The organism is Streptomyces sp. NPDC060002, from assembly GCF_042737245.1.
Taxonomy (GTDB): domain Bacteria; phylum Actinomycetota; class Actinomycetes; order Streptomycetales; family Streptomycetaceae; genus Streptomyces.
The window spans coordinates 102,910-124,530 of sequence record NZ_JBHWUW010000003.1 but is presented as its reverse complement, the minus strand read 5'-3'; the positions used below and the strand labels follow the sequence as shown (position 1 = coordinate 124,530).

Sequence of the window (21,621 nt, the reverse complement as noted above, 5' to 3'; positions counted from 1 at the left end):
GACGACCCGATGACCCGAGAGCCCGAGGACCCATGAGCGAGCCCACTCCCGACGCGACGACCACCGCCGACCCGACCACCCCCGACCCGACCACCCCCGACCCGACCACCTCCGACACCACCGCCGCCGTCGACCCCGCCCCGCCCGAGGAGTTCGTCAAGGCGGCCAAGCTGCTTCCCGACCACTGGCTCTACTACGTCGACCCGACCTGGCGGGGCGAGGGACAGCCGCCGGAGTGGGCGGTGGTCGGGCAGTGGCGCACCGACCTGGACGGCGAGATCATCGAGTGGCAGGACAACGAGGCCTACAAGCCGTCCCCGGACGCGCACGGCTGGCCGGAGCCCGAGGACGTGATCGACGCGGCCATCCAACTGGCCACGACCGGCTACGCCCCCGCCGAGACCGTCACCCGCGAACTGGCCACCGCCGAACTGGCCGTGCTCGTCACCCTCGACGGCACCCCGGTCTCCACCGCGACCCCGGACGGCATGGCGATCGTGCCGGTGTTCAGCAGCCCCACCTTCCTGCACCGCTACGGGCAGTTGGCGTTCGAGCTGATCAAGACCCCCGCCCTGCTGGACCGCCTGCCCGCCGACCACACCCTGTGCGTCAACCCGTCGGCGACGGTGAGTATGGTCGTCGACCTGGACGCCCTTCGGGCAGCGATGGCGGCAGCCGAGACGGAGGCCGCAGCCGCAGCAGAAGCCGCGCCGAGGGTGCCGACGGAGAGCGGCTCCTTCGCGAACGAGGCGAGCACCTCGGACAGTGAGGCCGCCACCGCCGCCGTCGACCTTGACTTCGGCATCGACGAGGACGATGCCTGGCCCCCCGCCGAGTCCGCCCCCGCAACCGCCGCCGCACCGAGTACAGGGGGCAACTGATCCACCGGACTGCCCCGCAGCACGGACGGCAACCACCGCCCTCCTGCAGCGCGGGCACGCGCGGTTCGGGAATCCCTTCCCGGCGCTTGATCCGTGATCGACCGGCGGCCACCGCCGAGGCGGGCAGAGTTGGGTGGCCCCAGGTGCAATCACGCGCCGGTGCGCCGGTGCGCCCTCGTCCCGGCTCCTTAGGCTGCCGGTGTTCTTGCCCGTCTGCCCGTCTGCCCGCCTGCCCGCCTGCCCGCCTGCCCGCCTGCCCGCATCGGACCGGCGACGACGCCGAGGGTCCCGTACCTCGCAACACCCCCCGCAACCCCACAAGGTGACGAACCATCATGAGTCAGACCGCAGCCTTGCCCCGGTTCCGGGCAGTGTGCCGGTGACCCGGAGCGGCCGCCCGTCGCGCTGGTTCGGCCGGGGCGGGGAGCGCCGCCCCGAGGTGTCCGCCGCGCCCGTGGCGGAGCCGGCGCGGGCGGCCGGGCCCGGGGCCGGTGACGGGCTGCTGGTGGAGGAGTACGACGGCCTGCGGCTGCTGCGCACCCCCGACGACGACACGCTGGACCCCACCGACCTGGCCGACCTGGTGCGGGCGCTGGCCGGCGAGGCCGAGCACACCGTGACGGTCATCGCCGGCGCGGGCGCGACGCGGGCAGCCGGGCTGTGGACTCGTCTGGGCGCGGTCCTCTCGGTGCTGCGCGACGACCGCGTGGAGACGGTCCGGCTCGTCATGTCCGGGACCGGGGGCGGCCCTCCGGACCGTCCGGCGCTGGCCCGCCGTCTCGCGGACGGCTGGAAGCTGACCGTGATCGCGCCGGACGGCCCCGTGTTCGTGGTGCCCGGCGGCACGCTCTTCGCGCACGGCAGCTGGTGGCGGTTCGAGCCGGGCGCCGAGCCGGACCGGCTCGGCGCCCGCCAGCCGGCCCCCGCCTGGCAGCCCGCCGTGGAGGCGCTGCCCGCACGCACCGACGGCGGCTACCTGATCGATCCGGTCCCGGCCGGTGTGCTGGCGCGCTCCGGGCAGGCGGCCGCCCCGCGCCCGGGAGACCTGTGCTACGCCGTCCCGGTTGATCCCCGGGGGCCGTTGGTGCTGCTGGGCATGCCGCAGGACGAGGACATCCTCGGCGGGGAAGTGAGCGATCTGCTCGGCGGACTGCCCACGGCAGTACGGTCCACCGTACGGCTGGCTCCGGGCGGCCCACGGGACGTGCTGCGCACCGGGCAGGCCGTGGCCGAGCGGCTCGGCGCGGAAGTGGTGGTGTACACCGGGCTGCCGTTCCTCGCCCCCCGGGCCGGCGGCGGGCCCGCGCCGGTACGGTCGGTGCTGGTGGGTGCCGACGGGGAGCCGAAGTGGCGGCCTTTCGTGGATTCGGTGATGTGCCTGCCCCCGGCGGAGGACGGCACCGTCCCCACGCCGCGGCTGCTGCGCTGGGAATCGCCGGTGGCCGGCGAGCAGACGGGGACGGGCGTCGTCCGGCTGTCGGAGCACTGGCAGGCGACGGTGACCCGGGCGGGGCTGTACATCTCCGGGACGGAGGGGGAGCCCTCGCCGGTGCACCAACCGGTGGACGCCGAGAGCCCGACCATCGAGATCGGCCGCCCCGGGGAGGAACTCGACGCCTCGCTCTGGCCCGTGCTGTCCCGGATGCTGACCTCGCTGTGGCCCGACGTCCGCCGCCGGGTACGGCTGTACATACGGGGCACCTGCCTCGACGGGGGCGCCGAACTCCGCCGTATGGCGGCCGAACACGGCATCCGCGCCGTCCGCTTCACCGTCCCGCCTCTCCCGGCCCCGCGCCGGGCGCCGGAGGCGACGGGGGCGGCTCAACGGGGCGGCCTGACGGCGCCGACAGGTGCCCAGCAGGGCCGGATGGCGGGGGCCAGGCAGGGCGGCCCGGCGGCACCGGCGGGTGCCCGGCCCAGCGGCCAGGCCGCACCACCGGGGGATCCGCAGGGGGCAGTGACACCGACCGGAGTCCCGCCCGCCCGGGCAACGGCACAGACAGAGGGCTCGTCTGCCCGCGCGGCAGCACCGGCGGGTGCCCAGCACGGGACAGCGGCACCGGCGGGGGATCCGCACGCCACACCGGTACCGGCGGGTGCCCAGCACGCCACTCCGGCGCCGGCGGGGGATCCGCACGCCACATCGACACCGGCGGGTGCCCAGCACGCCACTCCGGCGCCGGCGGGGGATCCGCACGCCACATCGACACCGGTGGGTGCCCAGCACGGGACAGCGGCACCGGCGGGGGGTCCGCACGCCACACCGGCACCGGCGGGTGCCCAGCACGCCACACCGGCACCGGCGGGGGATCCGCACGGCCGGACACCGGCACCGGCCGGGAGTTCGCCTGCCCGGACGGCGGCGCCGACCGAGAAGCCGGCCCGGCTGCCCCGGGCCGGGGGGAATCCGGCCCAGCAGGCGGTACGGGCTGCCACACCGTCCGAGGGTGTGCCGTCCGGCATGGCTCCAGCCGCCCCAAGGGCAACCGCACCCGCCGCACCCACCCCCGCCCGGCCCCCGCTCGCGGGTGCCGCGCGCCAGATCCTTGCCGAACTCAGCTCACCGGACGGGCCGTTGACGGAGCCCGAACCTCCCGTGCGGCCGGCTGCCCCCGTACCGCAGTCGCGCACTCCACAACCGGAGCGCCCAGCACCCGACGGGCCGCTCCGCCCGGCGCGAAACCCCTCCCGCCCGACGCCGGGCACGCCGGAACGCCCGGAACGCACCGAGGCGCCGAAGCCGCCGGAGTCTCAGCTCCCGCCCGCCCCGCCCGGCGAACCCACCGCACCTGACGGGCTGTTGACGGGCATCGGCCAGGCGGCACGATCCGCCGCCCCCGTAGCGTCGACGGACCTCCGCAGCCGCGCCACCACACCGGCACCGGGCGCTCCGGAGCACCCGGAGGCAGCGGGACCTCGGCTCCCGCCCGTCCGGGTCCCAACAACCACGCCGCAGCCCGCCAAACCCGCCGAACCCGCCGAACCCGCCGCGCCCGACGGGCCGTTGGCCGGCCTCGGTCCGGCGGCTCAACCCGCCGCCGCCCCCGTGACGGCGACGGACACCCGCCGCCGCGCCGCCGCGCCGGCACCGGAGCGCGCCGAGGCGCCTGCGCCGCCGGTCGTACCGGGACCGTCCCCGGTGCGGCCGGAGGGGAGCGACCCGGCGGAAGCCCGGCGCCCGCCCGCCCCGAGCACCGCGACCACGCCGTCGCCCTCGGCAGGGGCCGGGGAGGCTCAACCGGCCCCCTCCCGTGGGCCGCGCACATCGCCGCCCACCGAGCTGCCCGAGCACCAACACCCGCCCACGGCCGGTAAGCCGCCGGAAAGGTCCCGGCTGCCCGCGCCCGAAGGGCCTCCCGTCCCGTTCCACCCCGGGCACATCAGCACCGAGGACGAGCGGCGGGCGTTCCGGGAGCTGGCCGACGACGTGTGGGAACGGCACGGGGCTGCCGTGGACCGTGCCCTCATCCGGATGCCCGCTCTGCGCGCCCAGGAGCAGGAGGCCGCCCGCGCCGATGTGATCGCGCTGCACATCTACCTGAACTCCCCGGACGGCCCGCTCGCCCCCGAAGCGGTCGTCCGGGGGCTGCGATCCGGTGACGAACGCCTCCTGCCCTACGTCGCGTGCCTCGCCTCGGCCCTCCGCCGCATGCCCTCCTACCGGGGTGTCGCCGTGCACGGTGCCGTAGACGTGCCCCTCGACGGCCTGGCCGCCGGCGCCCTCCTGCGCGACCCGGCCCCGCTGGGCGCCGTACCCGTCGGGGCCGGCGGACCGCGTCCCGGTGGGCCGCAGTACGTCATCTGGTCCGCCACCGGGCGGCGGGTCCGCCAGCTGGCCGACCGCCCGAGCGGCGGTGCGGCCGTCGAACAGGTGCTGTTCGCGCCGGGCACCCGGCTGCGCGTGCTCGACGTACGGCGGTCCGGCCCGGCCCCGCTGATCATGCTCCGCGAGTTGCCGGCCGACGCCCCGGGCACTCCGGGCGGCCCCCTCCCGCAGCATCACGGACTCGACGACGCCGACCGCGCCGTGCTCGCCCGGCTGGACGACACGCTGCGCGGCCGAATCCCCGAGCCCGGCGCCTTCGCCTGGCCGGGCCTGTGCCACGGGCCGATCGGCCCGGCGCACACCACCCCGCAGGCGCCCCGTACGGCGCCGCACGCCGACTGAAGATCCGAGAACGGAGACGACATGCCTCGTCAGGAGCGCACGGGACCCGGTGCCCCCGCCGTACGCCGCGCCATCGCGGTGCCCGCCGCGCCGGGGGAGCCGGATGCGTCCCTCATGCCGCCGGAGGCCTCCGGTTCCCCTTCCGCCTCCTCGGAGGAGGCATCCCGGGTGGCCGTTGCGGAAGGGACGTCCGGCAGTACTCCGGCTCCGTCGGGGGCCCGGTCCGGCGGCCCGGCGGGGGAGTCGTCCGAGCCGTCCCCTGGGGCCTCGGCCGGCCGGGAGCGCGGGCGGTCCGAGACGTCCGGGGTGGCGGCAGCCGCGTCGGCCGCCCCGGTTGGATCAGCTGCCCCCACCGCAGCGACCGCAGCCGCCGCGTCGGCCTCGGACGACGACACGCAGGTCACCGCGAGCGTCGGGGCCGACGGCGGCGACGGTCAGCCGCCCTCCGGCCGCCCGGCCAAGGCCCTGCTGGCGGGCGCGGGCATCGTGGGCGCGCTGCTGCTCGCCGTACCGCTGCTCTTCATCGGCGGGGACGACGACGACCGGTCTGCCGAGCAGACCGAACCGGCCTCCGGTGTGGTGCTGCCGAAGCAGCTCCGACAGGGTGTGCCCACACCGGCCTACGGCACCGCGTCACCGACCGCGAGCCCCGCGCCGACCACGAGCGCCGGCGGTGCGGGCCCCACGGACACGGACCGGAGCAAGCCGGGAATCCAGAGCGGGAGCCCCGCCACCACCGGGACGGAGAAGTCCACCTCCGCCTCCGGCACGACGACCACGGCGTCACAGACCCCGAGGGCGGCCTTGACCCCCAAGGTGGCGGCGCAGCCCACCGTCAACATCGCCAACAGCAAGAACGTCATGCTGAAGAACGCGAGCACGGCCATGTGCGCCGACCTGGGCGGCTCGGCCAAGGGGAAGCTCGGCGCCGGGGTCTTCCAGGAGTACTGCTACCGGGGCACCGCCGACAACCAGATGTGGGACTTCGAGGTGCGCTCCAAGGGTGCGGGCGCGGACGGGGCGGACGCCTTCCGGATCCGCAACGTCAAGGACGGCCTGTGCATGGACCTCCCGGGAACCGGCGCGGTCGCCATGCGTACCCACGTCAGGGAGGGCACCTGCACCGCAACCACCGCCGACAACCAGCTGTGGTGGCTGGAGAGCCGGGGCAACGGCCAGTACTGGATCCACAACAAGGCCAGCAACGGCATGTGCCTGGAGGTGTGGGGCGCCGACGGCTCCGGCGGCCCCGACGCCCGGCTGGGCGTCTACCCGTGCAGCCCCACCGACGACCACGAGTGGACCATCCACTGACCTGGCGTGACCTCACCTGAGCCCAACCGATCCGAGTCGGCACACCGGGCAGGACATGCCGGTGTGCCGGGTCAGATCAGGCCGGAGCGTATGGCGTGGGCCACGGCGTGCGCGCGGTTGCGCAGTTCCAGACGCTTCATCAGACCGGACAGGATGTACTTGATGGTGCGCTCGGAGTACGAGAGCTGTTCCGCGATCTCCGACAGTTCCTTGCCGTCCGCGATCAGCCGCAGCACATCCGTCTCACGCGGTGTGACACCCGACGCCGTAAGGCCGTGCGGCGTGAGGACTTCGCGGTGGGTCCACTGGACCTGCTCCATGAGCACGCCCTGCAGGGCCGGCGGGAAGCTGCCCCCGCCCTCCGCGACGGTGATCAGCGCCCGCACGAACGCCGCGGGGGTGAAGGAGTCCCGCCACAGCACGGCACGTACCCCCCGGTCCACGGCGGTGAAGATGTTGGTCTGCCACTGCCGGCCGACGACGAGCACGAAGCGTGTTTCACGGCGGTCGGACAGTGCGGCGAGCACGTCCAGGGTGCCGGCGTCGGCCGAGTCCACCGCCACCACCGTCACATCGGCCTCACCGCTTCGGCTGGGCGGAACCTCGGTGATCCGCCGGTCGAACTGGAGGTGGTTGGCCAGGCCGGCACGTATGACGGCATCGGGGGCGTGGATCGCCACCCGAACGGTGAGTGTGAGCGCCGACCGGGGCATTCGCCCTCCACTGGGTACCAGAGTGACGGAACGACATCAGGCGTTGTGAAAGGCACGGATATCGTGCATGTCACAGAAGTCACGGATGTCATGGCTGGGGAATCAGGGCAACGGGAGGCCGATGCTGTCATGATCCCGCCCCGTGCTCGGTAGGCAAATACCCCCCGTGTGCCAAGGAATAGGGAAACCTGGCGCGAGTTCTGCCACCCCGACAGGCTCACCGCACCGGCCAAGCCGGCGCACTGCTGGTCAGCACCGCCGTGGCCACCTCCGTACGGGACCGCAGTCCGGTACGGCTCAGCAGCCGCGTCAGCCGGTTGGCGACCGCGTCCTCGCTCACGCGCAGCACCGAGGCGATCCGGCGGTTGCTGAGGCCCTCGGTGATCAGGGTGGCGAGCAACTGTTCGTTCTCGACGGTCACCTGCCGACGATCCGGCACGGCCAGCCCGGCCTCACGCATAGCCGTACGGGCATGAAATCGCCACAGCGCGGCACCGACCTCGCCGAACAGGTCGTACGCCTCGTACAGCAGTTCCCCGTAGCCGGCCCCCGAACGGGCGGCGGACACCAGGACGACCGCCGTCTCGAACGGCTGCTCACGCGCGCGGGCCAGCTCCAGGGCGGCCGGCAACCGCTCCCGTCCACAGTCAGGACCACCGGGGCCGCCCGCGGCCGCGACCCGCGCCGACGTCAACAACCACAACAACCGGGTCCGTTCGCCCTCGGTGCGCTTCGCGAGCGTCTCCAGGTTCGCCAGCGCGTCGGCCGCCTCGGGGACCCGCCCGGCCTCCACGAGGAGTTCGGCCAGGAGGGCCCACAACTCGTCGGTGCCGTAGGCATGTCCGCGCTCGTCCGCCACCGCCAGTGCCCGGCGCAGGATCCGCTCGGCCTCGCCCGCCTCGCCGAGGGCACGCAACACCTCGGCCTCGGCCTGGTTCAGGAAGAGTTCCAGCGGCCCTTCGTGGAGGTTGCGCGCACTGTCCAGCAGCCGTCGCGCACTGGTGGCGCGCCCCTTGGCCAGGAGCATGGCGGCCGTCCGGGCGGGGAGCAGATGGTGGCTCGGCGCCGGGTTGAACGCCTGCCGGTTCGCCAGCATCCAGCGCGCGACCGCCAGCGCCTCGTCCCAACGCCCTCGTAGGTGCAGCCACAGGAAGCGGGTGTACGGCGGCATCCACTCCGGCGACAGACCGCGGAAGGCCAGCAGTCGCGTCATACCGTGCAGATCCCGGGCGCCGAGGAGCTGATCGGCCGCGGCCATGCTGAGAGCGTGCTTGGAGTCGGGCGTCATGTCAGGCCCGTACGGAGTGCTCAGCAGTTGCCGGAACCGCTCCGGCCGTCCGAGCACCCACTCGGCGCAGACCCGGAACCACTCGGGATTCCACTGCTCACGGGTGCCGGTCCGCCACACCGGCTCGGTCCGCAGCAGCACATCACGCGCCTCGACCCACCGCTCCGTGTTGCCGAGTGCCAGCGCCTGGCCCGTCAGGGCCGCTATCGGGGGCAGCGGCAGGTCCCGCCACCAGTGCGCGGAAGCCATCCGGGACACCTGCGCCCAGTCCTCCGAGGCGGCCGTCGCGGCGACCAGCAAGAGGGCGACGTCCTGGAGCAGGTCATCGGTGAGGCTGTCGGCGGGGTCGCGCAGGATCTCCTCACCCGTGGCCCGCGCGCGCGGGTAGTCGCCGACCACGTAGGCGGCCTTCGCGTACCGCAGCAGCACCTGTTCGCGCGCCCCGGGATCCTCGATCAGGTCGAGGGCCGCCCGCAGGTACCGCAGCAGGCCCGGCCCCTGGACATCGGGAAGCAGCCGATCCGCGGTCCGTACGAGCTCATCGACGGCCCGCTCCCGGTCGACCAGCACACCCGCGTCCGCGATCCGGTCGGCCGGATAGGTCACGGCATCGGCCTCGGCCAGCAGGCCACCGCCGCCCGCCTCCGCGTGCGGGCGCTCGCCTCCGGCCCCTTCACCCCACAGCTCGGACACCGCCGCGGCCGACAGCCGCGCCCGCTCCAGCGGCCCGAGCCCTTCCCGGACGGTGTGCTCCACCAGAGGCAGGCAGAACATCCAGCCCCGGACGCCCCGACCACCGTCGCACGGCCCCTCCGAGCCGTCCGCACCCTCCTGCGGCTGCGCCGGTTCCTTCAGTTCCGCCACGATCCCCGCACGGCCGAGCGCACGCAGCGCGGCCCACGTCTCCTCGGCGGACAGCCCGGTCACCGCCGCCGTGCGGGTCAGCGCCGCCCGGCCCAGCGGCCACAGGATGCTCAGTGCCCCGGCCACCGTCCCGTACGGCTCACCGAGCGCCCGCAGTTCCGCGACGAGCGGGTGGTCGTACGGCAGCAGCGGCGTCGGAACGCGGACGCTCAGGAAGGCGTGGCCGTCGGCCACCCGGATCGCGCCCTCCCGTACCCACCCGGTCAGCAGGGCGTCGACCGCCGCCGGCACACCACGGCCGAACTGGTGCACCCGCCGCACCAGATCCGGCTGCGGAGTCGCCTGCAACCGCCCGGCCATCATGGCGGCGACCTCCGGCTCACCGAGCCGCCGGAGCACGAGGGAGTACGAGGACGACTCGCCCGCCAGCCGCTCCACGGGCAGCCGACGGCCCGACCCGGCCGACGCGTTGTTGGCCCCGCCCTCGGATGCGGCCCCGCCGTCGCCCCCGACGCCTGTCCCGGCCTCGCACGCCGCTCCACGCCCGGCGACGGTGACCAGCAGTCGGACGTCCGGCGGAAAGAGGCCGCCGCCGCCGTCTCCGCCCAGCAGGCCGAGGGAGTCGGCGTCGGCGTGTTCGGCGTCCTCGATCACCACGACCGTCGGCGTCGCACCCCGTGCCTGCCCCGATGCGAGTGCCGCACCGAGCACCAGGCCCATCGCCGCCGGATCCCCCGCCTCGGCAGCGGCCAGCGCACCCGTGTCGGACCGCACCCTGCCTCGGCCACGTCCGGCCCCGGGCACCCCGGGTCCGGTGCCAGGCCCGGCCGGCCGCGCCATGGGCAGCGCCCGGACCAGACGCAACGCCAGTAACAGGGGGTGTTCCGCGTCCCCGACCGCACAGGCCAGCTGCAGCACCGCGACCCCCTCCGTCCGGAGCCGCTCGCCGAGCGTCCGCACGAACGCGCTCCGCCCCACGCCCCGTTCACCCCGGACGACGACCAGACGCGGCCCGCCAGGATCCCTCAGCCACGCATGGACCTCCCTCAACTCCTCCTCCCGGCCGACCACTTGCTCGTACGAATGGTCCAGCCGGGCGGCGGTGCCGCCAGGGACCAACTCGGTGTTTCTCCGACCTGCCACAGTCCGTGCTCTCCTAGTGCCGCGTGGGTTGCCTGGGCAGGCCGACTCCCCGTGCCGGGGCAAACCCGGTCGACCGGACCGTAAGGGCGACTGCAATTATTGCTGCGCCCGGTGCGCAAACGGCCGGGACTGCCACGCGATCCCCCCAGGCCGTGGGACGCCGTCGGAGACCGAACGGCGGGGCCCGGCTGTCCGGGCGAAGGAAGCGACGAACGAAGCGAGGAGTCGCCGTGCCGCCGAACCCCTTACCCGTGGCGCACTCCGGTCCGACCGGCCGGGACACCGAGATCGCCGCGATCGCCCGTGTCCTGCGCGCCACCACCGGACCCAGCACCCTGCTCGTCACCGGCGGCCCCGGTTCCGGGAAGACCACGGTGCTGGAGGCGGCCCGGTCGGCGGCGGTGGGTGACGGTGTGCGCGTGCTGCGACTGCCCGTACCGGCCGCCTACGAGGGCTGGAGCACCGACGGACCGCCGAACCCCGGTGACCGGGTCGAGGAAGGGGCGGCGGTCGCCGCCGGACCGCTCGCCGACGCGGTGTGCGGGCTCCTCGCCAAGATCCGTGACACCCGCGTCTCGGCCCGGGTGAACGCCGTACGCCGCGCCCGGTCCCGACTGGCCGAAGACCGCCCCGCGCCCCACGCGGATCCCCAGGCCTCACCCGCAGCGCTCGCCGTCCTGGCCGCGCTGGGCGAAGCACTGACGACCGCCGCCCACCGATCCCCGCTCGCTCTGATCGGCGACGGCATGGAACGGCTGCCGCCCGCGACGGTCGCCGCCCTCGCACTGCTGCTGCGGGTGTTCCGCCCGGCGGGCCTGCCCGTGGTACTGGCCGCCGGGCCACCGCATGCACCGGATCACCCGCCGACTCACCGCGAGGACGGCGGCACGCCCCTGCTTGCCGCGGTCGACCGAGTCCTCGACCTGCCGCCCCTGCATCCCCGAGCCGTGGCCGCACTCGTCGAGCGTCGCCTGGGCCGGCCTGTCGAACGGGAACTGGTCGAGGCGGTGACCCATGACCTCGGCACGCTGGCGGGCAACCCCCGAGCCCTCCTGGCCCTCCTCGCCGACCTGGCGGACAGCGCCGCACTGCCGGAGGTGGACGGCCGACTGGGTCCCCCGCAGGCCCGTGGCGCCGTCACCTTCCCCTTGCCGGTCACCACACACGCCGACGACCTGATCCGTCTCAGCCTGACCCGTCTCAGCCGGCAGGGACACGCTCAACCCGGGCCCACGGCGACGGAAGCGGCAGCCACCCTGGCCCACCTCACCCACCGCGCCGAACTGTTCCTGCCCGACCTGCACCGCCTCACAGCCACCGGCACGGACGCCGGCACCTCGCACACCGGGACGCCGGCCCACGCCATGGACGACCTGTTCCGAAGCGGCGTACTGACCCTGGACCGCGACCGGGGCGAACGCATCGCCTTCGCGGTGCCCGCGCTGGCCACCGCACTGCTGACCCTGCCCAACCCCGGCCACCCCTCGCGCACGGTCCCCGCCCTCCACGCGGCCGTGGTACGGCCACTGGCCGACCGCCTCGGCCCGGCCGCCGCAGGAACCGGCCACCCCCGGCTCGCCGACCATGTGACAGCCGCGGGCCAGGCCCTGGAGGACGCCACAGCCATTCCGCTGCTCCTCGCCGCCGCCCGCAAGGACACCCGCGCGGACCAGCCCCGCGCCTTGCGCGCCTACACATCGGCGCTCCGCCGCCTGCACCCCGACGACCCCCGCACCCCCGACGTACTTCGCCGGGCCGCCGCACTGGGTCTGGCCCGCGCGGCCCACGCCGAGGTCATGGAACTGGAGCAACCCCTGCGCGCGGCCCTGGAAACCGCTGCGGACACCGCCCGGCACGACCGGCACAGCGCCGAGGCCACCGCATCCCTGCACTTCACCGCGCAGGCCTGGACCCTGTCCGCCCTGCACGAGCACACCCTCCCGGCCGATCCCCCCGGCCACCGCGCGCTGACCGCCGAACTGCTCGCGGCGGCAAGCCGGTACGGGATCGGTCCGCAGGCTCCACCCGCCCCCTGTCCGACCGCGACACCGGCCCGAACCTCCGAAGCGCCGCTGCCCCTCCCGGCCGAACTGCGCCTGCTGTCCGCGGCCACAGGCAACCGCACCCTGTGGAACCGCGCCCGCCGTGCCCTGCCCCCGGAGGCGCTGGACGGGGCGGCCGAACTCCGGCTGCGGGCAGCCGCATCGTACGGCGACCTGACAGGCGGCCTCCGAGCGGTGCTCGGCGACCGCTACCTCGCCACGGGGAACAGCGCCGCCGCCCGCCACCACGCCATGGTCCTCGCCTACCACGCGGGCGACTGGGACGCTGCCCTGTCCGCGGCCCGACGCATCGAGGCCCGAACCCGCGCCACGCACCCCCTCTCCACTGCCGGTCACCCGGCCGTGCGCGCCCTGGCAGCCGAAATCCACTGCTTCCGGGGCGACTTGACACGGGCGCGCAGCTGGCTGGAACTGATCCCCGACACGATCGCCCACCCCTTGGCCGCCCGGGTCCGCCTGACGGTCCGCTCCTGGTCGGGACGCCCGGACGAGGCCCTGGAAGGCGCCTGGCGGGATGTGGCACGGGCGCGGGAGGAGGCCGGCCTGGCAGCGGGCACGGAACGGCTTCTGCTGCGCATCCTGCGCTTCACCCTGGACGACGGACCGCGCCACGGTCCGGACGGCCGTCCGCGCCACGGTCCGGACGGCCGTCCGGACGGCGGTATCGGTGGCGGTCTCGACGCCGACCGGCCGGAGGCCCGACGCGTCGTACGGGAACTGGCGGCTCTGTACGACGAGACGGGCTCCCCCCTGGCGTACGAGGCACTGCTGCTGGCGCGAGGCGTGGTGCACCGGGATACGGAGAGCGCTCGAGCGGCCCACACGTCCGCGAGCGGCCGTGGCGACCTCCCGCTGGCCCTGGAGTGCTCCCGCGTCCTGGCGGACCTCGACACCGACCCCAAGCCCTGGCTGGCCGACATCGCACGGGCGACGGCCCGGCTGGGCATAGCGGGCCCTGCCCGCACCCCGCTGTCCGGTACGGCTCACCGCAACGGCATGCCAGGGCCCCGCCGCCCGGCCGGGCCGGGTCTGAGCGAGCAGGACGTACAACTGATCACGATGGTCGGCGAAGGCGCGACCAACCGTCAGATCGCCGCCCGCCTGGCGTGCAGCGAGAAGACCGTGGAACAACGCCTCACCCGGCTTTTCCAGCGCACCGGCCGCCGCTCCCGCGTCGAACTGACGACAGCCTGGCTGGACGGCGCCCTGACGCCCCGCGACGAGGGGGAGGAGGAGCGGACATAGGACCCGCCGCCGGGCCGTCCGAACCCGGGCTGTGAACTGCGGAAACGTCGCTTCTGGGATGAGGGACGGGCTGGGCGTCGCGCTACGGGGCGAACGTCCGGCGCCGGGCACCCGGGGGCGGCAGTGCCGCGGCGGCCCGGCGGGCGGTGTCCACGTGGTGTGTCGAGTGCCAGGCACGGGCGACCTGTTCGGCGCGCGTGTAGGAGTCGGCCGCGGCCTGTTCCTCGTCGACCAGGCGGTACAGGTCGGCCAAGGCGTGAGCGAGGGGGCGACTCGCGTAGGCGCCGCCGGCGGCACCGCCGAACTGGTCCTGGAGGGGCAGCAGATGGGTGATCAGCATGGCCGCCGCGCCGGTGTCGTTCAGCAGCACCGCCAGTTCGCTGCGGTAGTCGAGTTCGAGCCCGTAGAGATGGTCGGTCACCGGTCGCTCGGGGAACGGCACCGCTCTCGCCTCGTCCGTCCGGCCGAGACGTGCCAGGACGAGTGCGTGCAGTACGGCGACGGGCGCACCGACGGCCGAGTGGATCTCCCTGACGTCCCGCTCGATCTCGGCTGTCCTGCCCTGCGTGAGCCGTATGGTCATCAGGCCCATGGTGCGCAGGTCGGCGGCCCGGTGTGCCCCGATGCGCCGCAACAGTACATCCGCCTCGACGTACGCCGTCTCCGCCTCGGCGTACCGGCCCTCGACGGCGGCCAGCATGGCGAGGGTCAGGGTGTTGATGCCCTGGGCCCACAGAAGCCGGTACCGGAGCGCGAGACGCAGACCGTCGGCGGTGTGGCGACGTACCAGGGCAGGGTCGTTGCGCGCGGCCGCGGTCAGTGTGTCCAGGTGCTCGCAGACCCAGTGGTAGGCGGGGAGGTCGTGGGCCAGGGCCAGTTGACGGAGCTCGGCGACGAGCGGCTCCCGTGCGGTGTGCTGTCCCTCATGCGGCATGAGCCTGGCCGATGTCATCAGGGCGGAGGCCAGCAGACGTGGTTCGTCGCCGGCGCGGGCCAGGGCCAGTTGGGTGTGTGCCACGTCCCGTGCCCGTGGCGCGTCCTCGGCCGCCACGGCGTCCACCAGGACCTGGAGCACCCGTGTGCGCGTCGGATCGTCGAGAGACCGGTCCTGGGCCAGCTGTTCCAGGCGGGCCAGTGCGGTGCGGTCGAAGAAGCCTTCCAGTCTGCTGCGCCACAACGAGGGTTCGGTCCACGCGCCGTAGACCGCCGCGACCAGATCGTCCCGGTTCGCCAGTATGGCGAGGTCAACTGCCTGCTGCCGGGTTCGTCGGGCGGCATCGGATGCACCGGCCCGCACCTGCGCGCCCAGCAGCCGCACCAGGAGGCCGACGGTGGCCTCGCGGTGCCCGTCGGAGTCGGACGCGAGCGTGGCGTGTGCCTCCAGCGCCTGCTGGATCAGCCCCACGGCAACGTCGTGGGCGTACCGCCGCTCCGCCATCTCGGCCGCGCGCAGCGCGTAGTCGAGGGCCAGTGCCGCGGTGTCGCTGCGGCCGGCCCGTGCGAAGTGGTGGGCGAGGGCGGGCAGATCGGCGGGGCGATGGCGGCGCAGCTGCCGGGCCACACGGTCGTGCAGACGGGAACGCCGCATGACGGGCAGGTCCGTGTAGACGGTGTCGCGCACCAACGCGTGTACGAAGCGGACGCGTCCGGGTGCGGGTTCGGTGAGCAGGTCCGCGGCCAGGGCGGCCTCCAACCCGTGCACAAGGTGGTCCTCGTCCATGTCCGCCGTGTGCGTCAGCAGGGAGATGTCGGCTTCGAGTCCCACCACCGCCGTGAGCTGTATGACGGAACGGGCGTCGGCCGGCAGCAGGGCCAGGCGTCTGCGCAGCACGTCGCGTACGCCCTGCGGGACTTCGGAAACGGCCACCAGGGCCCCTTCACTGGTCAGGAGGCGTGCGCTCTCCAGGACGTAGAACGGATTCCCGCCGGTGCGGTCGGTGAGGGCTGTCACCGTGGCGGGATCGACAGGCTCGCCGCAGACGGTCTCGACCAGGGTCGCGACGTCCGCGGTGGGCAGGCCACCGAGCGCGATCCGATACGGAGCGCTCGGTGCGAGATGGGCGAGGGTCTTGCCCAGGAGATCTCCGGCCTCGGCGGGCCGATAGCTGGCGGCGATGAACACGGGCAGGCCGGTGACCGCGGCCGCGGCTTCGAGCAGGGCGAGCGTCTCGGCGTCGGCGCGATGCAGGTCTTCGAGGAAGATGGCGAGCGGCTGCCGGCCGGCTGCGTCCCGGAGCCAGGCCGCGAAGGCGCGGTGCATGCGGAATCGTCCGACGGTCGCGGCGTCACCGGTCGGGGCGGTTCCGGCGTCGGACTCGCTCAGCAGAGCGGCCAGCTCCGCGGGCCGGGCCGGGGGGAACGTGCGCGCGAGTGTTTCGAGAGCCTCCACCCAGGCCCAGGCGGGCGGCGCACCCCCGTACTCGGGGCAGCGGCCGATCAGCACGAACCACCCCTCGGTTCTCAGACGCTCGGCGAACCGCTCCAGCAGCGCCGACTTCCCGGCGCCCGCCTCGCCGGTGACCAGCGCGGTGGAGCCCGACTGCCGGGCGGCCGTCGCAGCGGCGCCCAGCGCGCGCAGCTCGTCGTCCCGGCCGACGAACGGCAGGCGTGTGGAGGCCGCCGGTTCGGGGACCAGCGCCGTGCCGCTCGGGACGGCGGCCGCAGCGGCAGGAGCGTCGGTGGCTGCGCGCGTGCCCGCCACGGTGGTGTCGGGGACGGCGGTCGTCGTGGCGAGCGGTACGTGCGCGGGCAGGACGTCGAGACGTTGGGTCAGTACGGCCTGCTCGAGTTCCGCGAGGGCGGGCGAGAGATCGCAACCGAGTTCGTCCCGCACCACCTTGGCGGCACGCCGCAGCGAGGCCAGCGCATCGGCCTGCCGGCCGCACGCCCAGTGAGCCAGCGCGAGCAGCCGCCACCCTTCCTCCCTCAACGGGCGTTCTCGCACCAGGGCTTCGGCGGCAAGCGCCGCCTCGTTGGCATGGCCTTCGCGTAGATCTGCCGCGGCGGACAGCTCCCGGGCCTGGGCGTACAGCTCGGTCAGCCGGGCCGCTTCCGGCGCCGCCCACGTCTCGTCCGCGTGCTCCAGGAAGGGAGGTCCTTGCCAGGATCGGAGCGCTTCGGCCAGCAGTTCGCGGGCCCGTGCCGGTGGAGCCTTCCTGGCCTCGCCCACCTGGGACTCGAAAGTCCAGGCGTCCACGGAGTCAGGGGGCAGCCGAAGGACGTATCCGGGGGCGGAGGTTGCCAGAACGGTCGAGGGTGCCCGGCTGGGACGGCGGGGTTCGAGCAGGCGGCGCAGGTTCGACACATAGGCGTAGAGGGACGAGCTGGCCTTGGCCGGGGGGAGTCCGTGCCACACGGCGTCCACCATCTGGTCCGCGCTCACCACTGTGCCGCGGGCCGCGACCAGCAAGGCGAGGACGGCGCGCTGCCGAGGGGTTCCCAGTCCGACGGGTCTGCCCTCGACTTCGGCACCCATGGAACCCAGGACTCGTATTCGCAGCACGCACGGGAATTTACCCGAGCGGCAGCCCCGCCCGGTCCATGCGCGCACCGTCCCGGCCGCGGGCTGCCGTCAGGGTCACCTGCTCTCGAGCCCCCGGTAGACCCCGTCGTGGCCGACGCCTTCCACGTAGTCGCCGAAGTCGGTTCGGACCACCGCGGCACCGCTGCCTTCTGGAAGCGTGTTCACGAAGGTCCTTTCGTCCGGTGCGTCCGGTGCATCCGATGTATCCGGTGTGTCCGGTTCTGTTGGTCCGGCGGTCGGTGAACTCAGTCCGTGGCGCTCTCGGATCCGCCTCAGAACCCGCGGAACACCCCGTCCTCGTCCGCGGCGTCGGTGAACTCGGCCCAGTCCATGTTGGCCCAGGTGATGTTGTTCTCGATGGACCACAACTCCGCTGCGATCACACGCAGTTCGGCGTACGGACCGGTGCCCGTACGGATGACGAGAAGAGGCCTCTCGGGCACGGCGAGTGCGGCTTCGTCGGCGAGCACCACGAGTTTCACATCCGGTGGCGTGAGGCTCGCCATGCGCTCGGCGGACAGCCCTCGGTAGGCGATGTCATCGACGATGTCGAGGTTCGCCAGAAAGTCCTCCTCGGTGGGTGTGGAGACTTCGACGAGCAGTGCCTGCCACGACTGCTCGTCGGAGAAGCAGGTGCGTACCAGGGGAGTCGTGTGAGCGTGGGGCGACAGGAGCTTGGGCATGACTGGGATCCTCGGGACGGGGAACGGTGTGAACGCGCGAGCGTGTCGGCGCGGACGTCGACGGGCAGAGTACGCGAGCGGTGAGGTGCTGCCGGGCCGTGTGCCGCGGTCACTTCCCACGCACAAAGTCCTGCCCGTGCGGAACGCGTCGCCCAGGCCTGGAACGCCCCTCACCTCGTGGCGGACGCGCGCCGCGCACAGGCGGAACTCGCCGTTGAGCGCGAACGGCGGCGGCTCTTCATCGTCTGACGGCGGGCCACGTCCCGCCGGCCCCCGGCACCACGCCGACACACGCCCCAAGAGGGCACCAAGACGCGGGACGTCGGGGAACATGCCGCGAGTGTCCGAGGGCCGGAACATGCCGCGGGTGTCCGACGGCCGGCGCTCGGACTCCTGGGCAGGCGGGAAACGACATCCGGCCCACCCCCCACCAGGTCAGTTCCAAGTCAACTCCAAGTGACCCGCTCTAGCGTCCGGATCGCAAGTGAGCTCAGGGTGCGGGGCGATCGTGGACGACGTCGGTGCCGGAACGGGGAAGGCGAGAGACATGCCGACGGGTGTCACCAAGGACAGCGGGACCACACCCGGGCGGGGCAAGCTGTGGTTCTCGGTTCTCGGGCCCGTCCGCGCCTCGCGCGACGGAACCGCCCTGGAACTCGGCCCGCCCCAGCAGCGCGGACTGCTGGCCCTGCTGCTCGCCCGCCCCGGGCAGCCGCTGGAGGTCGAGCAGATCGTCGACGCCCTGTGGGGCGAGGAACCGCCCGTCAGCGCCCTCACCCTGGTCTACCGGCACATCGGCCTGCTGCGCCGCACCCTGGAACCCGACCTCCCCGCGCGGGCGGCCGGCGGCTGGCTCCTGCGCGGAGCCGGCGGCTACCGCATCGAGGCCGAGGCGGACTCCCTCGACCTGCTGCGCTTCCGTCAGCTGGCCCAGGAGGCCCGGCGGGTGCGGGACGACGGCGCCACCCGGCGGAGCGTGGCGATGTACGTCGAGGCACTGGCCCTCTGGACCGGCCACCCGCTCGACGGGCTGCCGCCGTTCATGCACACCGCCCCCGCCTTCAAGGCGCTGGACCGGGAGCACCACGCCGTGGTCAAGGAGGCCGCCGACGCCGCCCTGCACTGCGGCCTCGCGGGCGAACTGCTCGGCCCGCTGCGCCGCTGCGCCGCCGAACGGCCCCTCGACGAGCCGCTGCACGCCCGCCTGCTGTACGCCCTCATGGCCACCGACCGGGTGCAGGAGGCGCTGCGGACCTACCGGGCGGTGAAGGCCAGGCTCGCCGACGAGCTGGGCATCGGACCGGGCCAGGAACTGCGCGCCGCCGCCCGGCACGCGCTCGGCCCACCCACCGCCGTGCCGACGTCCGTCGTGCCGACGCCCGGCGTGCCGACGCCCGCCGCGCCGACGCCCGCCGCGCCGACGTCCGTCCTGCTGCCCACGGTCGTGCCGACGTCCGTCGACGCGGGCCCCGTCCCGTCGTCCACCGTCCCGCGCCCGGCCGGCCGGCCGTCGGTCGCCTACTCCGTTCCCGCCCAACTCCCGCCGGGTTTGCCGGTGTTCGTCGGTCGGAAGCGCGAACTGGCGCTCCTGGCCGGGCCGGGCACCGCGGACGGACCCGCGGCGGTGATCGTCCTCAGCGGGCCGCCGGGCGTGGGCAAGACCGCGCTGGCGGGCCGCTGGGCCCACCGCGCGGCACCCGGCTTCCCCGACGGACAGCTCTACGCGAACCTGCGCGGCCACACCCCCGGCGCGCCCCCGGCCGACCCCGTCGTGATCCTGTGCGGGTTCCTGCGCGCGCTGGGCCTGCCGCCGGAGCGGATACCCGGGGACGAGCGGCCGCGGCGCTACCGGGAGGCACTGGCCGGCCGCCGGGTCCTGGTCTTCCTCGACGACGCCCGTGACGCCGCGCAGATACGGGATCTCCTCCCCGACGCCCCAGGCTGCCTCGCGGTCGTCACCAGCCGGGCCCCGCTCCGCGAGATCGCGGGCGGCGAGCGGGACAGCCGCTTCCTCGACCTGGCTCCCTTCGACGCCGACGAGGCCCGCGACTGTCTCGCGGCCCGGCTCGGCGGCGAGAGGGTGGCCGCCGAGGAGGACGCCGTCCGTGCGCTCACCGTGCTGACCGGGGGACTGCCCCTGGCCCTGGCGGCCGCCGCGGCCCGTGCCTCCGCCGGACCGGCCTTTCCCCTCGCCGCGCTCGCCGAGGAAATCCGCTCGGCGAACGGGGGACTGGACGCCGTACCCGAGGTACGGGCGGCCCTCGACGCCTCCTGCCGCACACTCACCTCGGACGCGGCCCGCGTCTTCCGGCTCCTCGCCGCTTGTCCGGGCACGACGATCTCCACGGCCGCCGCCGCGAGTGCCGCCGCGCTGCCCGTGGAGCGGGTCCGGCACCCGCTCGGCGAACTCGTCCGCGCGGGACTGCTCACGGAACGGCTCGGCGACCGGTACCACCGGCCGCGGCTCGTCGGGACGTATGCGCACGAACTCGCCCGCCCCGACGAGCACGAGACCGCCACCACGGCACCCGGCCCCGCCGCCGACGGGGAGCCGGACGGCCGTGGCAGTGAACCCCGTGTGCCGCGGGACGGCATCCAGCCCGACGCGGAGGCGTCACGGCTGGCCCTGCGGCGGGTGCTCGACCACCATCTGCACACGGCCCGCAACGCCCTCGCCCGGCTCTCCCCGCACCGGATCGTCCCCGCACCGCCGCCCGCCCTGCCCGGAGTCAGCACGATCGAGCACGGCAGCGCCGCCCAGGCCCTCGCCTGGTGCGGCGCGGAGATCCGAGGCCTGGTCGGCCTGGTGAGCCTGGCCTCGCGCCACGGATTCCACGACCACACCTGGCGGCTCGCCCGGCTGGTCGAACTCCTCCTCGACCAGCAGGGACTGCGCCACGACGTCGTCGAGCCCCGGCTGGCCGCCCTCGACTCGGCCCGGCACCTGTGCGACCCGGTAGCGCTCGCCCACGCGTACAGCTCCCTCGGGGAACTCACCGGACGCCTGGGTCGTACGGAGGACGCCCACATCCATCTGCGCCGGGCCCACGAACTCTTCGGCGAACTGGGCGACCTGCCCGGACAGGGCGACGTGCACCGGTGGCTCAGCCGGCTGCACGCGGGGCAGGGCCGCCTCGACGAGGCCCTCAGCCACGCGGAGCGGGCCGTGGAGCGGTACCGGGGCGCCGGTGACCGGGTGGGCGAGTCCGGCGCGCTCCTCGCGCTCGCCAGGATCCATCTCCTGCGGGGCCGGCACCGCGACGCGTTCGCCGTGACCCGACAGGCCCTCGAAGCCCTGCACGGCCTCGCCGAGCCGCATGCCGAGGCCGCGGTCCGCGGCGCGCTCGGCCGCTGTCACGACGCACTCGGCAGTCACCGCCGCGCGCTCCTCGCCTACCAGCGTGCCCTGAAGCTGTACCGGGCGGCCGGGGACGGGCACCACGAGTTCCGCTGTCTGGTCCGCATCGGAGAGGCGCACCGTGCCGCCGCCGACCCGGGGGCCGCCCGGACCGCCTGGGCGCGCGCGCTCGCCGTACGCGACACCCTGGACCACGAGACCCCCGAGGTGCGGGAGGCCGCCGCCCTGCTCCGGAACAGGATCCGAGACCTGCCCCCGCGGGACGGCACCGGCGCGGAGCCCCCGGCGCGCCCGTCCCTGCGGCTGGTCTCGGACGCCCCCACGTGACGGGCGCGACACCTGCCGGAACCTGATGTTCCGTACGTTCCGGCAGGGTCA

The 21,621-nt window shown here is 74.5% G+C and carries 9 protein-coding genes; 5 read left to right on the top strand and 4 right to left on the bottom strand.

The annotated features are described in order from the left end of the window. Positions 1-32: 32 nt before the first annotated feature. From ACFWBD_RS04490 to ACFWBD_RS04480, 3 genes are all read left to right on the top strand, one after another. Positions 33-881 carry a type VII secretion system-associated protein gene (locus ACFWBD_RS04490; RefSeq protein ID WP_385662513.1) on the top strand — a complete coding sequence of 283 codons (849 nt, stop codon included), beginning with the start codon at positions 33-35 and terminating at the stop codon, positions 879-881. A 379-nt stretch (positions 882-1,260) separates the two neighbouring features. Further along, a complete protein-coding gene (locus tag ACFWBD_RS04485) occupies positions 1,261-5,049 on the top strand; it encodes a hypothetical protein (protein ID WP_385662510.1) in 3,789 nt (1,262 codons plus the stop codon). A 21-nt stretch (positions 5,050-5,070) separates the two neighbouring features. Continuing rightward, on the top strand, positions 5,071-6,363 hold the full coding sequence (locus tag ACFWBD_RS04480; protein WP_385662507.1) for an RICIN domain-containing protein: 1,293 nt from the start codon (positions 5,071-5,073) through the stop codon (positions 6,361-6,363). Between the two features lie 71 nt (positions 6,364-6,434). Here the strand turns inward: ACFWBD_RS04480 and ACFWBD_RS04475 are convergent, their stop codons facing one another. Together ACFWBD_RS04475 and ACFWBD_RS04470 are read right to left on the bottom strand one after the other, a co-directional pair. After that, positions 6,435-7,076, bottom strand: coding sequence for a response regulator transcription factor (locus ACFWBD_RS04475; protein ID WP_385662505.1), 642 nt, complete (start codon positions 7,074-7,076; stop codon positions 6,435-6,437). A 217-nt stretch (positions 7,077-7,293) separates the two neighbouring features. After that, positions 7,294-10,371 (bottom strand): AAA family ATPase, encoded by a 3,078-nt coding sequence (locus ACFWBD_RS04470; protein WP_385662503.1) that lies wholly within the window; start codon positions 10,369-10,371, stop codon positions 7,294-7,296. Between the two features lie 230 nt (positions 10,372-10,601). Here ACFWBD_RS04470 and ACFWBD_RS04465 point away from each other — a divergent pair, with 230 nt between their 5' ends. Beyond that, positions 10,602-13,679 carry an AAA family ATPase gene (locus tag ACFWBD_RS04465; RefSeq protein WP_385662500.1) on the top strand — a complete coding sequence of 1,026 codons (3,078 nt, stop codon included), beginning with the start codon at positions 10,602-10,604 and terminating at the stop codon, positions 13,677-13,679. An 82-nt stretch (positions 13,680-13,761) separates the two neighbouring features. Here ACFWBD_RS04465 and ACFWBD_RS04460 read toward each other — a convergent pair whose 3' ends face one another. Together ACFWBD_RS04460 and ACFWBD_RS04455 are read right to left on the bottom strand one after the other, a co-directional pair. Next, on the bottom strand, positions 13,762-17,181 hold the full coding sequence (locus tag ACFWBD_RS04460; protein ID WP_385662497.1) for an AAA family ATPase: 3,420 nt from the start codon (positions 17,179-17,181) through the stop codon (positions 13,762-13,764). Positions 17,182-17,474: 293 nt separating this feature from the next. After that, complete coding sequence (locus ACFWBD_RS04455) at positions 17,475-17,885, bottom strand: DUF6924 domain-containing protein (protein ID WP_385662494.1); 411 nt, start codon at positions 17,883-17,885, stop codon at positions 17,475-17,477. 547 nt (positions 17,886-18,432) lie between these two features. On the opposite strand from ACFWBD_RS04455, the gene ACFWBD_RS04450 reads away from it, so the two are divergent. Next, complete coding sequence (locus ACFWBD_RS04450) at positions 18,433-21,570, top strand: BTAD domain-containing putative transcriptional regulator (protein ID WP_385662491.1); 3,138 nt, start codon at positions 18,433-18,435, stop codon at positions 21,568-21,570. The last annotated feature ends 51 nt before the right edge of the window (positions 21,571-21,621 follow it).